Source organism: Pseudomonas sp. MWU12-2345 (genome assembly GCF_023242385.1).
Lineage (GTDB): Bacteria > Pseudomonadota > Gammaproteobacteria > Pseudomonadales > Pseudomonadaceae > Aquipseudomonas > Aquipseudomonas gingeri_D.
On the sequence record NZ_JALLJA010000007.1, the window covers coordinates 147,033 to 162,103 of the forward strand.

Here is a 15,071-nt window from a genome sequence, read left to right on the forward strand (position 1 = left end):
CCTAGGCCCGGGGCGCCAGCCAGTTGTCGGGGATCACCGCAATCACGTCGATCTCCATCAGCCATTGCGGCTGGCCAAGCCCCGAGATCACCAGGCCGGTGGAGATCGGGAACACCCCCTTGAGCCATTTGCCGACCACCTGGTACACCGGCTCGCGGTAACGCGGGTCGATGATATAGGTGGTGGTCTTGACGATATGGGAGAGGTCCGAGCCGGCCTCTTCCAGCAGTTGCTTGACGTTTTTCATCGCCTGCTCGGCCTGCGCCCCGGGGTCGCCGAGCCCCACCAGATTGCCGTCGAAATCGGTGCCGATCTGGCCACGGACATACACCGTGTTGCCCGCCCGCACGGCCTGGCACAGGTCATTGTCCAGCGACTGGTTCGGGTAGGTGTCCTTGGTGTTGAACATGCGGATACGCGTATGGGTGGGCGTGGACATTGATAACTCCTCGAAAGAAAGACAACGCCGCACAGCGCAGTGCGGCTGGCGGACATCAAGCGCTGACGGCGGACCGGGTCACTGAGGGGCTGGCAGCGGCCATATCCGCCTCACGCTGGGCGGCATCGCGATAGGTGAGGTACTGGCGCTGGATGGCAATCTGATCGGCGATGTATTTGGCATCATGCCAAACACCCCAGATAAACGACGAACCCCGGCGTGACTGCCACGGCAGCCCGAGAAAGTAGATCCCCGACTCGCTGGACACACCGCGCTGATGGCGTGGCTTGCCCTTGTCGTCGAAGGCATCGACCTTCATCCAGCTGTAATCGGTGGCAAAGCCGGTGGCCCAGATAATCGTGGTGATGCCCGCTTCGCCCAGGTCGAGTTGGAGGATCGGCCGGGTCACACACTCGGGATCCGGGAAGGTGCGACGGGCTTCCGGGTCCGCCGGCAGGTCCAGGCCATTGCGCTCTATATAGGCGTCAGCGGCATTGAGCAGCGCGAGATAATTCTCGTCGCCCCGGTCCAGATTGTCCGCCAGGTCGGCCTGGAAGCTGACCACACCGTTATCGAACGACCGGGTCAGCCCCACCAGTTTCAGGCCGCGTTGGGCCAGCTCGCGGAAGTCCACCGTGCGCCCGCCGTCGGCGCCGCTGACGGCAATGGTCACGTGCTCCCTACCCGGCTTCATGGCCGCCGCATCCCATTCGCCGAGCACTCCCAGCCACCAGCAGAAATCCCGCTGGCGATAGGCCCGTGGAGGCCGGTCGTGCTGGCCCACCGAGAGGTACACGGTGCGGCCGCCGCGTTGCAGCTCATCGGCGATCTGCGTCCCCGAAGAACCGGCACCCACCACCAGCACGGCGCCCGCGGGCAATTGCTGGGGATTGCGGTACTGCGCGGAGTGGATCTGGTTGAGGCCGGGGTCCTGGGGCGCAATCGCCGGAATCACCGGGCGCTGGAACGGCCCGGTGGCCACCACCACGCGACGGGTCTGGATCACGCCCTCGGAGGTTTCCACGGTGAAGCCCGGCCGGCCGCTATTGCGCTCGACCTTTTTCACTTCCACACCGGTGCGGATCGGCGCATTGAACTTGCGGGCATAGGCCTCGAAATAATCCGCCACCCGCTCTTTCGGGGCGAAGGCATCCGGACTGAGATCATCGAACTCCAGGCCTGGAAAACGATCGTGCCAGGCCGGCCCATTGGCCACCAGCGAATCCCAGCGGCCGCTGCGCCAGGCTTCGGCAATACGATTGCGTTCGAGCACCAGGTGCGGCACGCCGAGTTTGCTTAGATGCTCGCTCATGGCCACGCCGGCCTGGCCGGCGCCCACAACAAGCGTATCGATTTCAATGATTCCAGCTGTCATGCCTGTGTCCTTCTCGAAGGCGAGTGTGCAGGCATTCTGTGCAGATACAGGGAATAGCGAAATTATGATTTTTGTCGTCGCAAGGCAGGAAAAAACTAGGCCTGGGGGGAAACCTCAGGCCGGCGCTGGAGTGGCCCCCTCCTGTTGGACCAGCATGCCGTGGCACATCAGCCCCAGGACACTGCGCATGTGCCGGGCGTGGGCCTCACGGTCCGGGGTCGGTTCAGTGGCCAGGCGGATAAAGGCGACATTGGCGTACTGGTTGAACAGTGTCGCCGCCACCTCGATATCCACGCTGTCGCGCACTTTGCCCAGGCGTTGAAAGTGCACCAGCAGCGCTTTGGTTTCCTCGATGACCGCGCTGTTCCACGGCTGCAAGGCCTGGGACAGCTCGCCGGTAAACAGCGACGGCGCCAGCTCCCGCCACAGGGAAGCGGGCATGGCCTGCAACTGATAATGGGTCATCAGCCCTTCAAGCTCGCACAAGGCCTCCAGCGGGTCGCTGTTGTCATCGAGATGGGCGCGCGCCTCGCGCATCGCCTGCTCGTCGGGGGCCTTGAGCAAGGCCACGAGAATCTCCTGCTTGCCGCCGAAATAATTCACCACCGTAGGTGCCGAGACCCCGGCCTGGTTGGCGATCTGCTCCAGGCTGGTGGCGGCGAAACCGTTGGCCTTGAACAGCAGCAGCGCGGCCTCGGCGATCACTTGCCGGCGCTGTTCCTTTTGCCGCTCTCTGAGTCCGCTCATGTAGGTCCTGAGGTGATTTTTCGTAGGTCCAAGCCTACTGAAATAGTTTTCCACCAACAAATATTTTCTTTACAAAAATATTTTTAAGTGCCAAATATTATTTAGCCACCCCACCCCAAGGAGATAGTCCATGTCCGCCGAACTCGACCCCAATCGCAGCACCCGCGACTACCAGGCGTCCGATGCCGCCCACCACATCCATGCGTTCGTCGACCAGAAAGCGCTCAATGCGCAAGGCCCGCGGGTGATGGTCGGCGGCGACCGCCTGACGCTCTGGGACAATGATGGCAAGCGCTACCTGGACGGCATGTCGGGCCTGTGGTGCACCCACCTCGGCTATGGCCGCAAGGACCTGGCGGCCGCCGCCCACGCGCAGCTGGAACAACTGCCCTATTACAATATGTTCTTCCACACCACCCACCCGGCGGTGATCGAACTCTCCGAGTTGCTGTTCAGCCTGTTGCCGTCCCACTACAGCCACGCCATCTATACCAACTCCGGCTCAGAGGCCAATGAGGTGCTGATCCGCACGGTGCGCCGGTTCTGGCAGGTGATGGGCAAGCCGGAGAAAAAAGTCATGATCGGCCGCTGGAACGGCTACCACGGCTCGACCCTGGCCGCGACCGCCCTGGGCGGCATGAAATTCATGCATGAAATGGGCGGCACCATCCCGGATGTGGCGCACATCGACGAGCCCTACTGGTTCGCCCACGACGGTGACCTGAGCCCGGAGGCATTCGGCCTGCGCGCGGCCCGCCAGTTGGAAGAGAAAATCCTCGAACTGGGGGCCGACAAGGTCGCCGCCTTTGTCGCCGAGCCCTTCCAGGGTGCCGGCGGCATGATCATTCCCCCCGCCACCTATTGGCCGGAAATCCAGCGCATCTGCCGTCAGTACGACGTGCTGCTGTGCGCCGACGAAGTCATCGGCGGCTTTGGCCGAACCGGCGAATGGTTCGCCCACCAGACGTTCGGCTTCGAGCCCGATACGCTGTCGATTGCCAAGGGCCTGACCTCGGGCTACATCCCCATGGGTGGCCTGATCCTGTCGCGGCGCATGGCCGAAGCCCTGGTGGAAAAAGGCGGTGTTTTCGCCCACGGGCTGACCTACTCCGGCCACCCGGTGGCGGCGGCAGTGGCCATTGCCAACTTGAAGGCCTTGCGTGATGAAGGCGTGGTGCAGCAGGTGAAAACCGACACCGGGCCCTATCTGCAGAACTGCCTGCGGGAAGTCTTCGGCCAGCATCCGCTGGTGGGTGAAATCCAGGGTGTCGGCCTGGTCGCCGCGCTGCAGTTTGCCGAAGACAAGGCCAGTCGCAAGCGCTTTGCCAACGAGAACGAGATCGCCTGGCGCTGCCGCACCATCGGTTTCGAGGAAGGCCTGATCATCCGCTCGACCCTGGGCCGCATGATCATGGCGCCGGCCCTGATCGCCACGCGGGCGGAGCTGGACGAACTGGTGGACAAGACTCGCATCGCGGTCGATCGCACAGCCCGCGAGTACGGCCGCCTGTAACGCCCGACGCCCACTGACAAGTTTTTACTTAACCAAGCGCCATAAAAAACCTCGTTTCGCCCGCTGCCGCTGATGGACAGAATGCAGTCATACCCAATCCCCGCCCGGGCAGCCTCTGCGCAGGCTGTCCGGGGCGCGGATGGCGACTCTGGACGGAAACAGGATCACCCCACCATGACGTTTTCAATCGTCGCCCGTTGTGCCGAAACAGGCCAATTGGGCATAGCCATCAGTTCATCCAGCATTGCCGTCGGCGCCCGCTGCCCCTGGCTGCGCCCCAGCGTGGGGGCGGTCGCCACCCAGAACATCACCCTACCCGCCCTCGGCCCGCAGGTGCTCGACCAACTGGAACTCGGGCTGTCGCCCGCGCAAGCCCTGGACAAGGCGCTGACCCGCAACGGCTACAGTCAATTCAGGCAGTTGACCGCCATCGATCACCTGGGCAACACCGCGCACTTCAGTGGCGGCGAAACCCTGGGCTGCCACAATGCGCTGTCCGGCGAGCAGTGCGTGGCCGCCGGAAACATGCTGGCGAACCCGGGTGTGATCGAAGCCCTGGTGTACACCTTCGAAACCAGCGGCGGGCAACTCGCCGATCGCCTGGTCGCCGCCATGCAAGCCGCGGTGGCGGCCGGTGGCGAAGCAGGACCCGTGCATTCGGCGGCCATGGTGGTGGTCGGCGAACTGATCTGGCCGATCATCGACCTGCGGGTCGACTGGGCGGATGAAGACCCGGTGGGCAAGCTGGCGCAACTCTGGGCCGACTACAGCCCGCAAGTGCAGGACTATATCGTCCGCGCCCTGGACCCGACCAAGGCGCCCAGCTACGGCGTGCCCGGGGATGAATAGATGAACAGCAGCCGCGATCTACTGGCCGCGCTGATCGCCTTCGACACCACCAGCCGCGAGTCCAACCTGCACTTGATCGAGTTTGTCCGCGACTACCTGGCGCGGCTGGATGTTCCTTGCCAACTGATCTTCAACGAGGCGCGCAGCAAGGCCAACCTGTTCGCCACCCTGGGCCCGGACGACCGCCCGGGCATCGTGCTCTCCGGCCATACCGACGTGGTGCCGGTGGACGCCCAGCCCTGGACTGTCGCGCCGTTCGAACTGAGCGAAAAGGACGGCAAGCTCTACGGTCGCGGCACCGCCGACATGAAGGGCTATATCGCCTGTGTGCTGGCGGCCGTGCCGCAATTGCTGGCCGCGCCGTTGCGCATGCCGGTGCACATCGCCCTGTCCTATGACGAAGAAGTCGGTTGCCTGGGCGTGCGCTCGCTGCTCGCCGAACTTGAACAGCGGCCGCACAAGCCGCTGCTGTGCATCATCGGCGAACCCACAGAACTCAAGCCGGTGCTCGGCCACAAGGGCAAACTGGCGATGCGCTGCGATGTCCACGGCGCGGCCTGTCACTCTGCGTACGCCCCCCAGGGCGTCAATGCCATCGAATACGCCGCCGAACTGATCGGCGAACTGGGGCGTATCGGTTCACAGCTGCGCGCCCCGCACTTGCACGACCCACGCTTCGACCCACCCTTCAGCACCGTGCAGACCGGGGTGATCAGCGGCGGCAAGGCGCTCAATATCGTCCCCGCCGACTGCCGCTTCGATTTCGAAGTGCGGGCACTCCCCAACCTCGATCCCCGTGAAGTCGCCCAGCAGTTGGAGCAGTACGCCGAACAACAAGTACTGCCGAAAATGCGTGCCGTCAACGAGGCCAGCAACATCCGCTTTTCCGAACTCTCGGCCTACCCGGGACTGGCCACCGACCCGCAGAGCGAAGCGGCGCGGTTGATCGCGCAGTTCTGTGGCTCGAGCGAGTTCAGCACCGTGGCCTTCGGCACCGAAGGCGGGTTGTTCGACGCCATCGGCATTCCGACGGTGGTCTGCGGCCCCGGCAGCATGGACCAGGGCCACAAGCCCGATGAGTTTGTCAGCCTTGAGCAGCTCCAGGGCTGCGATGCAATGCTCCAGCGCCTGATCCAGGCGCTGCGAAGCTGATCCCTCAGGCGTCCAGCTTGGGCGCCAAGACCTCGCGGCAATGGTCGACAAACAACTGCGCCGGCTTGGTCAGTTGCCCACGGCGCAACCAGGCGGCGGACAACCCGGAGCCGGTGACCTGCTCGGCCAACGGCACGCGTACCACCTTCTGCCCGTCGTAGGTGTAATCGGAATATGGCCGGGTGACCAGAATTGAAAAGCCGAACCCACGCCCGACCATACCCCGGACCATTTCAATGGAAGGCGAGCTGAACAGGATATGCGGGGTCAGGCCCAGCTCCTCGAAGATGCTCACAAAGTAGGTCCGACTGGGTTGCACATCCAGCAGCACCATCGGCTCCAGCACCAGATCGTGCAACGAGACCTTGGCCTGGTGGGCGAAACGATGCCCTTCCGGCAACAGCGCATAGGGTTGCTGCGGCGCCATCAGCGGTACGGTATCGATGGTGCTGTCCAGGTCATGTTCATAAAGAATGGCCAGATCGATACTGCCCGACGTCAGCGCCTGCACCAATTCCTGTTGTTCGCCATCGCGAATACGGATCTCCACCCCCGGCCAGCGGTCGCGAAAACCGGCGATCAGGCGCGGCAGATAGAGCGGCGCGACGGTTTCGAAACAGCCGATATCGATCTGCCCGGCGACCACATCGTTGTCCGCCAAGGCATTCTGCTCGAACTCGTGGGCCACCCGCAGCAGCTCCTGGGCCTTGCGGTAGAACCGTGCACCACTGGGGGTCAGCGATACGCCCTGGGCGTGATGGCGGATAAACAATTGCACGGCAAAGCTTTCTTCCAGGTGCTTGATCGCGGTCGACACCGAAGGCTGGGCGATATAGAGCTTGCGGGAGGCTTCGGCGACGCTGCCGCACTCGACAGTGGTGACGAAATATCTGAGTTGTCGCAAGTTGTAAGCGGCCATGGCTACCTCGGAAATGGCAAAGCGAATGCATCCACATCGCCCATCAAGAATCGGGCCGGGTCCTCAGAAGCTTACACGCCACCGGTAAAAACCGTACCGCGCGCACTGCCCCGACGACGTGAGCATCCAGCCGATTCTGCGGTGTTCACGAAACGCGAGAAACCATTAATTTCCTGGGGCCTGACGCTAAAAAACCTGTCCAGGCACGCGCCATTTCAGTGCACGCCTGATGAGTTTTTTATCGATAGCGAAGACATTTTTACTCATTTCGTGGACCGCGCACTTCCCCCACTATCGGCACAACGGATCGTGGACATGGCCCATCAGAGGCTATTTTGGAGGGTGCAGTGACTGACTTGAACACGTGGCAACGCCTGGCGGGACAGCAGCGCCTGATCGATGTCGCCTGTATTGACGGGCGGGCCCATACGGCCCGGGACGGCGCCACATTCGCCGTGATCAACCCTGCCACCAACGCCTTGCTCGCGCGGGTCACGGCCTGCTCGGACGTCGATATCGACAGGGCCGTGCGGGTGGCCCGCAACAGTTTCGACAACGGACCCTGGGCCCGGATGCAGCCCAGGGAGCGCAAGGCGATCCTGCTGCGGCTCAGCGAGTTGACCCTGGCCCACCGCGAGGAGCTGGCGTTGCTCGACTCCTTGAGCATGGGCAAACCGGTGATGGATGCCTACAACATCGATGTCCCCGGCGCGGCCCAGGTCTTTGCCTGGTACGCCGAAAGCCTCGACAAACTCTACGACCAGGTGGCGCCCACCGGCCCCGGCACCCTGGCGACCATCACCCGGGTGCCGTTGGGTGTGATCGCCGCCGTGGTGCCGTGGAATTTCCCCCTGGACATGGCGGCCTGGAAAGTCGCGCCGGCCCTGGCGGCAGGCAACAGCGTGATTCTCAAGCCCGCCGAGCAATCGCCCTTCTCCGCCCTGCGCCTGGCCGAGCTGGCGCTTGAGGCCGGTGTGCCGCCCGGGGTGTTCAATGTGGTCACCGGCCTTGGCGAACAGGCCGGGCGCGCCCTGGGCCTGCACCCGGATATCGATGCGCTGGCCTTTACCGGCTCGACCCAGGTCGGCAAATACTTCATGCAGTACGCGGCGCAATCCAACATCAAGCAGGTCTGGCTGGAATGCGGCGGCAAGAGCCCGAACCTGGTGTTCGCCGATTGCCAGGACCTGGACCTGGCGGCGGAAAAGGCCGCCTTCGGGATTTTCTTCAACCAGGGTGAAGTCTGCTCGGCGAACTCGCGGCTGCTGGTCGAGCGCTGCATTCACGATGAGTTCGTCGAACGCCTGCAGGAAAAGACTCGCCACTGGCAACCGGGCGATCCGCTTGACCCGGCCAGCCGGATGGGGGCGATGGTCGACGCCCGGCAGGCGACGCGAGTGATGGATTACATCAGCACCGCCAGCACCGACGGCGCCCAACTGGTAGCCGGTGGCAAGCAGGTGACGATCAACGGTTCGAACAATTTTATCCAGCCGACACTGTTCACCCAGGTCAGCCCCGAGATGCGCCTGTCCCGTGAGGAGGTCTTCGGCCCGGTGCTGGCGATCACCGCCTTCGACGATGAAGACCATGCCGTACGGATGGCCAACGAGCATATCTACGGCCTGGCCGCGTCGCTGTGGAGCGACGACCTCAACCGCGCCCATCGCGTCGCGGCCCGCTTGAATGCCGGCACCGTCTCGGTCAATACCGTGGATGCCCTGGACGTCTGCGTGCCCTTTGGCGGCGGCAAGCAGTCCGGCTTTGGCCGCGACCTGTCACTGCATTCGTTCGACAAATACACCCAGTTGAAGACCACCTGGTTTCAGTTGCGCTGAATCCCCGGTAGTCCACCACCTCGCGGGCCGGCACCGCCGCCCGCGTCAATCCATCAACCAGCAGGGAAAAGCGCATGAAGACGCACTTCGACTATGTCATCGTCGGTGCCGGCTCCTCCGGCTGTGTACTGGCGAACCGCTTGAGTGCCGACCCGAGCCTCAGCGTCTGCCTGATCGAAGCCGGCGGCCACGACAACAGCCCGCGAATCCAGACGCCGGCCGGCACCATCACCCTCTACAAGAGCAAAAAGTACAGCTGGAACTTCTTCTGCGCTCCGCAGAAGAACCTCGCCGGCCGCACCTTGCACACGCCACGGGGCAAGGCCCTCGGCGGCTCCAGCTCGATGAACAGCATGATCTATATTCGCGGCCACGCCAGCGACTATGATCGCTGGGCGCAGGCCGGCTGCCCCGGCTGGGACTGGGACAGTGTGTTGCCGTACTTCAAGAAGTCGGAGAACAACCGACTCGGCCAGGACCCGCACCGGCATGGCAGCGCCGGTGAGCTGAACGTCGAGGCCGCGCGCGATCCCAATCCGCTGTCGAAGCTGTTCGTCCAGGCCGCCGAACGCCTGGGCCTGCGCCGCAACGACGACTTCAACGGCGAGCAGCTCGAAGGCTGCGGCCTCTACAACCTGACGCAAAAGGATGCCCGCCGCCTCTCCAGCTACCGGGCCTTTGTCGCACCGGTGATCGATCGTCCGAACCTGACCGTGCTAACCGACTGCACCGTGCATTCGCTGATCCTTGAGCGGCGCACGGCCAAGGGCGTCAGGCTCGAAATGGCCGGCAGCCAACAGACCCTGCACGCCAGCCGTGAAGTCATCCTTTGCGCGGGCGCCCTGGGCAGCCCGCAGTTGCTGCTGGCCTCCGGCATCGGCCCGGCGCAGGAACTGCAAGCCGCCGGGATCCCGGTCGAGCACGACCTGCCCGGCGTCGGCAAGAATTTGCAGGACCATCTCGACGGCCTGGTCACCGTTCGCTCCAGAAGCCCGCTGACCCTGGGCTTTTCCCTCGGCTCCCTGCCCAGCATTCTCAGCGCGCCGCTGCGCTACCTGCTGGCCAAAAAAGGCTGGCTGACCACCAACTATGTCGAGGCCGGCGGCTTTGCCCGAACGCCCCTCGCAGAGATGCTGCCGGATGTGCAGTTCCATTTCGTGCCCGGTTATCGCAGCCATCGAGGCCGGCTGTTCGAGTGGGGCCACGGTTATGCGGTCCACACCTGTGTACTGCGGCCCAAAAGCATCGGCGAGCTGCACCTGGACCGCAACGGCAAGCTGGTGATCGATTTCAACTTCCTCTCCGATCCCGCCGACGCCAAGGTGCTGATCGAAGGTTTGAAGCTGGCCCGGCGCATTCTCGCCGCCCCGCAGTTCGATGGCATTCGCGGTAAAGAGATGCTTCCCGGCGAGGCCGTACAGACCGATGAGCAGCTGCTGACCTACGTGCGCGACTACGCCTCGACGGTGTTCCACCCGGTGGGCACCTGCAAGATGGGCGTCGACCCCATGAGCGTGGTCGGCCCGGACTTGAAGGTCCATGGCCTGAAAGGGCTGCGGGTGGTCGACGCCTCGATCATGCCGACCCTGATCAGCGGCAACACCAATGCACCGTGCATCATGATCGGTGAGAAAGCCGCCGACCTGATCCTGCTACGTGGCCCCCTGACCGCGGCCGGCATTCGCGACAACGAGCGCCTGACCGGTTGATAGCAGCCCCCCAAGGAAAAACGCTGCCACCCGAAGCCGGGCGGCGGCGTTTTCCAGCTTGCCCGCCCGCCAGAACCCCCGCCGCAGAGGCTTTTCGCCCCAGCAGGCCTACCCAGTTTTTTCCTCTTTAGCGACGACATATTTACTCATTTTCCTGGCCCGCCACATCAGCCAATATCAATCTCGCCCCAACAGAGGCACAAGGTCCGTCAGAGCCCCCAGGTTTTTCAGTTTTTGGCGTCTTGCCCCACTGCCCCGAGATATACCAACTAAAAAACCAACATTCCGGGAGTGCACAATGATCAAGTCTTTCGTCTCGCGCTGCATACGTCCACTGGCCTTGACCGCTATCGCCGCCGGCGTTGCCGGTGGTGCCCAGGCCGGCACCCTGTCGATCGGCCACACCACCTGGGTCGGCTACGGCACCCTGTACCTGGCCCAGGACCTGGGCTACTTCAAGGACAAGGGCCTGACCGTGGAACTGCCGACCATCGAGGAAGCTTCCATGTACATGGCCGCGCAGGCCTCGGGCAAGCTGTCCGGCTCGGCCTCGACCCTGGATGAAATCCTCAAGTATCGCCCGCAATTCTGCTTCAAGGCTGTCGCCGCGCTGGATGAAAGCCATGGCGGCGACGGCGTGCTGGTGGGCAAGGAGGTCAACAGCCTGCAGGAACTCAAGGGCAAGGCCGTGGCCGTCAATGAAGGCTCCGTCTCGCAGTTCTGGCTCAACTACCTGCTGAAGAACGCCGGCATGAAGATGAGCGACCTGACCATCCAGAACATGACCGCCGACGATGCGGCCACCGCCTTTATCGCCGGCCGCGTACCCGCCGCCGTGACCTGGGAACCGCACCTGAGCACCGTGCGTGAAAAACACACCGGCAAGGTGTTGATCGACAGCAGCAGTACCCCCGGGGTGATCGTCGATGTGGTGGCCTTGAACTGCGAGGTCGTCGACAAGCAGCCGGAAGATGTCAAAGCCCTGGTCGCCGGCCTGTACAAGGCGGTGAAGTACACCCAGGAACATCCGAAGGAGGCCTACGCGATCATGGCCAAGGGCGTCGGCGGCTACCTGGCGGACCCGGCGGAACTGGCCTCGGCGGCCAAGGGCGTGCGTTTCTATGACCAGGCCATGAGCGAAGCCCTGCTGGGCAGCAATGGCAGCAAGGGTGCCGCCGAAGGCGTGCTCAAGCTGGCCAACGAAACCGCCAGCGAGTTGCAAGGCAAGCCTTACAACGTCAGCTACGCCGACCTGATCGACAATCGCTTCATCACCCCGAAATAGGAGGCGGCATGTCCAAGCGTAATTCGTGGTTGAACCGCTGCCTCACGCCCAAGACCGGCTTGCCGGTCCAGGTGGTCTGGAGCGCCAGCGGACTGGCCTGGGTACTGCTGATCGGGCTCTGGGCCGTGCTGTCCTATGGCGGCGTGGTGCCGGCGATGTTCCTGCCCACCCCGGGCGCCGTGCTGGAGGCGGCGCTGCGCCTGAGCCGTGACGGCACCCTGGGGCCGCATGTCTGGGCCAGTGTGGAAGTGGTGATGGTCGGTTTTATCATCTCCTCGCTGGTGGCGGTGCCCATCGGCCTGCTGATGGGCAGTTTCCGGGTGGTGCAGGCGTTCCTCGAGCCGCTGGTCAACTTTATCCGCTACCTGCCGGTCACCTCGTTCGTGCCGCTGTTCATCCTGTGGATCGGCATCGGCCTGGAACAACGGGTCTCGGTGATTATCTTCGGGGTATTTTTCCAGCAACTGGTGATGATTGCCGACGTGTCCAAGGGCGTATCCAAGGACCTGGTCAACGCCTCCTACACCCTGGGTTCCAACCGCATGGATGCGGTCCTGCATGTGATCGCCCCGGCATCACTGCCGGGGGTGCTGGACACCCTGCGGGTGACCATGGGCTGGGCCTGGACCTACCTGGTGGTGGCCGAACTGGTGGCGGCCTCCAGCGGCCTGGGCTACCTCAGCCTCAAGGCCATGCGCGGCTTCCAGGTCGACGTGATTTTCCTGGCGATCGCTGTTATCGGCCTGTTGGGGCTGGTCACCGATCAATTGTTCAGACTTCTTCGCTTGAAGGTGGCCGCATGGGCTCAGTAACGGCAACATCCCCCCGGCTCGTCACGCCAATGAGCATCGCCCCCAGCGCCGCCCCGCGCCTGCGTGTCGACAGCGTCAGCCTGCAGTACAAGACGCCTTCGGGCGGAACCTTCACCGCCCTGGAGAAGGTCTCGTTCGAGGTGCCCGACCAGCAGTTCGCGGTCCTGGTCGGGCCTTCGGGCTGCGGTAAGTCGAGCCTGCTCTACCTGACGGCGGGGCTGGCCGAACCCACCTCGGGCGATATCTATGTCGGTGGCCAGTTGGTCGACGGCCCGGGGGCCGACCGTGGCATGGTGTTCCAGAGCTACACCCTGTTTCCCTGGCTGACGGTGCGCAAGAACATCGAGTTCGGCCTCAAGCGTCGTGGCATTGCCGCCGCGGAGCGCCGCGAGACGGTGGACTACTACCTGAATGAAGTCGGCCTGCTGAAGTTTGCCGATAACTATTCCAAGCAGCTTTCCGGGGGGATGATGCAACGGGTCGCGATAGCCCGCGCCCTGGCCAACGACCCGCAGATCCTGCTGATGGATGAGCCCTTTGGGGCGCTGGACAGCCAGACGCGCCTGCAGATGCAGCAACTGCTGCTCAAGGTCTGGGAACACACCAAGAAGACCGTGCTGTTCGTGACCCATGATATCGACGAAGCCATCCTGCTGGGCGACCGCATCTTCGTCATGGGCGCCCGACCGGGGCGGATCAAGGAGGTGCTGGACGTTCCAATAGGCCGGCCGAGAACCCTGGACATGGTCATGGACCCGGGGTTTATCCGGATGAAGCGGGAGATCTTTCATCTGCTGCATGATGGGCCGGAAGAACACTAGGCCGCGAGGGCTCAAGCAGGGAGCTACCCCCGTATAAGCAAGCCCAATCGTTGCCGATTGGGCTGAACTTCATCACCGACGCCGCTCACATCCACCCCAGCCATGCCCAGTAGGTACTGGCAAACACCAACAGCAAGACATAACCAATCAGCGTAATCACCACGCCAACCCGGGCGAATTGTTTCGGGTTGAAGGTCTCCGTGCCCAGGCACACCATATTCTGCGGCGCATTGATGGGCAGTATGAAGCCGAAGCTGACGACGAATCCCAGGAGCATGGTCATGCCCAACCGACTGAAATCCCCCGGCAGGTTGTGCAGGACCGCCATCAGGATCGGCAGCAGCGCCGAGGTCAGTGCGGTAGCACTGGCAAACCCCAGGTGGATCAGGATCAGGAAGCCGCTGAGCACGGCAAAAACCCCCAGCGTGCCGATTCTGTCCAACCCGGTGTGCCCGACGACCTGGGCACCCAGCCACTGCCCGGCCTGGGTGGTCAACAGCGCGGTGCCCAGGCTGATGCCGACGCCGAAGACAATCACGGTGCCCCACGGGATTCGGGCTTGCACGTCCTTCCAGGTCATGACCCCGAAACGCGGCAGCAGCAACAGCACCAGCCCGGCATAAGTCGTCGAGGTCGTATCGAAAGCATGCAGTCTGCCTTCGGTCGCCCAGGCCAGGAGCAGCAGGCAAGAAACAACCGCCAAGCGTTTCTGCGCGCCGGTCATTGGTCCCAGCTCAGCCAGGCTGGCCAGGATAGCGGCTTTGCCACCGGGCACCTGGTCGGTTTCGGGGGGCAATATTTTCAGGACAATGACGATCAACACCACCGACATGACGACGGCCCAGGGCGCCCCGGCGATAAACCAGTCGATCCATGACACGCGCTGGCCGAGCATCTTGTCCATGAAGCCGACGGTCAACAGGTTCTGCGCGGCGGCCGTTTGAATACCGACGTTCCAGATACTCGTTCCCTGCGCGACGATGATCATGATTCCTGCCGCGATATTGGAGCGTTTGGCAACGCCGAAGGCCGCAATCACTCCCATCATGATCGGCACCACGCAAGCGCTGCGCGCCGTTGCGCTGGGCACCACCAGGCTGAGCAAGACGATGACCACCATGGCGCCGAGCAATACCCGCCAGGTACTGCCGCCGACTTTCGCCAGCGTCACCAGCGCGATACGCCGGTCCAGCCCGGTGTGCGTCATCGCGGCGGCGATAAACAGCGCACCGACCACCAGTGCCAGGGCTGGATTGGAAAACCCGCTGAGCGCCATGGTGACGCCGGCCGAAGAGCCGTAGGTCAGTGCGGGGTTCTGCAGCGTCGGGGCGGTACCCAGCAGAATCGCCATCAGCGACGTGATCATGATTGCACTGGCTTCGTAAGACACCGCCTCGGTGACCCAGACCGTCACCGCGAAGACGAGAATGGCCAACATCCGTTGCCCGACTATAGGTAAATCCGCCGGTAGCGGCAGTATCAACACGATCACCAGGGCAAGGCATGCCGTGATCAGCCCGAGTGGAAATTGCACCGCTGCCGCGGGTTTTGCCTGGGAGCCCGGATCACTCATCAATTGCTCCCCTCAGAGGATGCCGAAAACATGACTGGA

General features: G+C 63.4%; 13 protein-coding genes. 8 read left to right on the forward strand and 5 right to left on the reverse strand.

What is annotated here, in order from left to right; translation table 11 throughout:
- Position 1: 1 nt before the first annotated feature.
- The 3 genes from M5C71_RS16005 to M5C71_RS16015 form a co-directional block, all read right to left on the reverse strand.
- Entirely contained in the window at positions 2-439 is a 438-nt protein-coding gene (locus M5C71_RS16005; protein WP_103499585.1) for a RidA family protein, read from the reverse strand.
- A 55-nt stretch (positions 440-494) separates the two neighbouring features.
- Entirely contained in the window at positions 495-1,814 is a 1,320-nt protein-coding gene (locus tag M5C71_RS16010; protein WP_103499584.1) for an NAD(P)/FAD-dependent oxidoreductase, read from the reverse strand.
- A 114-nt stretch (positions 1,815-1,928) separates the two neighbouring features.
- On the reverse strand, positions 1,929-2,561 hold the full coding sequence (locus M5C71_RS16015) for a TetR/AcrR family transcriptional regulator (RefSeq protein WP_103499583.1): 633 nt from the start codon (positions 2,559-2,561) through the stop codon (positions 1,929-1,931).
- 130 nt (positions 2,562-2,691) lie between these two features.
- On the opposite strand from M5C71_RS16015, the gene M5C71_RS16020 reads away from it, so the two are divergent.
- The 3 genes from M5C71_RS16020 (at position 2,692) to argE (ending at position 6,075) form a co-directional block, all read left to right on the forward strand.
- The gene (locus M5C71_RS16020) at positions 2,692-4,074 is read left to right on the forward strand and encodes an aspartate aminotransferase family protein (RefSeq protein WP_103499582.1); all 1,383 of its coding nucleotides are present in this window, start codon (positions 2,692-2,694) and stop codon (positions 4,072-4,074) included.
- A gap of 174 nt (positions 4,075-4,248) precedes the next feature.
- Positions 4,249-4,923: a DUF1028 domain-containing protein gene (locus tag M5C71_RS16025; RefSeq protein ID WP_152742011.1), complete on the forward strand. Its 675-nt coding sequence runs from the start codon at positions 4,249-4,251 to the stop codon at positions 4,921-4,923.
- Positions 4,924-6,075, forward strand: a complete 1,152-nt coding sequence (argE, locus tag M5C71_RS16030) for an acetylornithine deacetylase (RefSeq protein ID WP_248768227.1) — start codon at positions 4,924-4,926, stop codon at positions 6,073-6,075.
- Between the two features lie 4 nt (positions 6,076-6,079).
- On the opposite strand, the gene M5C71_RS16035 is transcribed toward argE, so the two are convergent.
- Entirely contained in the window at positions 6,080-6,994 is a 915-nt protein-coding gene (locus M5C71_RS16035) for a LysR substrate-binding domain-containing protein (protein ID WP_103499579.1), read from the reverse strand.
- Positions 6,995-7,341: 347 nt separating this feature from the next.
- Here M5C71_RS16035 and M5C71_RS16040 point away from each other — a divergent pair, with 347 nt between their 5' ends.
- The 5 genes from M5C71_RS16040 (at position 7,342) to M5C71_RS16060 (ending at position 13,459) form a co-directional block, all read left to right on the forward strand.
- Positions 7,342-8,832, forward strand: coding sequence for an aldehyde dehydrogenase (locus M5C71_RS16040; protein WP_103499578.1), 1,491 nt, complete (start codon positions 7,342-7,344; stop codon positions 8,830-8,832).
- A gap of 74 nt (positions 8,833-8,906) precedes the next feature.
- On the forward strand, positions 8,907-10,541 hold the full coding sequence (locus M5C71_RS16045) for a GMC family oxidoreductase N-terminal domain-containing protein (RefSeq protein ID WP_248768228.1): 1,635 nt from the start codon (positions 8,907-8,909) through the stop codon (positions 10,539-10,541).
- Between the two features lie 298 nt (positions 10,542-10,839).
- A complete protein-coding gene (locus M5C71_RS16050) occupies positions 10,840-11,826 on the forward strand; it encodes an ABC transporter substrate-binding protein (protein ID WP_103499576.1) in 987 nt (328 codons plus the stop codon).
- Positions 11,827-11,834: 8 nt separating this feature from the next.
- Positions 11,835-12,638: an ABC transporter permease gene (locus tag M5C71_RS16055; RefSeq protein WP_100941672.1), complete on the forward strand. Its 804-nt coding sequence runs from the start codon at positions 11,835-11,837 to the stop codon at positions 12,636-12,638.
- A complete protein-coding gene (locus M5C71_RS16060) occupies positions 12,626-13,459 on the forward strand; it encodes an ABC transporter ATP-binding protein (protein ID WP_103499575.1) in 834 nt (277 codons plus the stop codon). Before M5C71_RS16055 ends, M5C71_RS16060 begins: the two co-directional genes overlap by 13 nt.
- An 85-nt stretch (positions 13,460-13,544) precedes the next feature.
- Here M5C71_RS16060 and M5C71_RS16065 read toward each other — a convergent pair whose 3' ends face one another.
- Positions 13,545-15,032, reverse strand: coding sequence for a DASS family sodium-coupled anion symporter (locus M5C71_RS16065; RefSeq protein ID WP_248768229.1), 1,488 nt, complete (start codon positions 15,030-15,032; stop codon positions 13,545-13,547).
- Positions 15,033-15,071 lie beyond the last annotated feature (39 nt).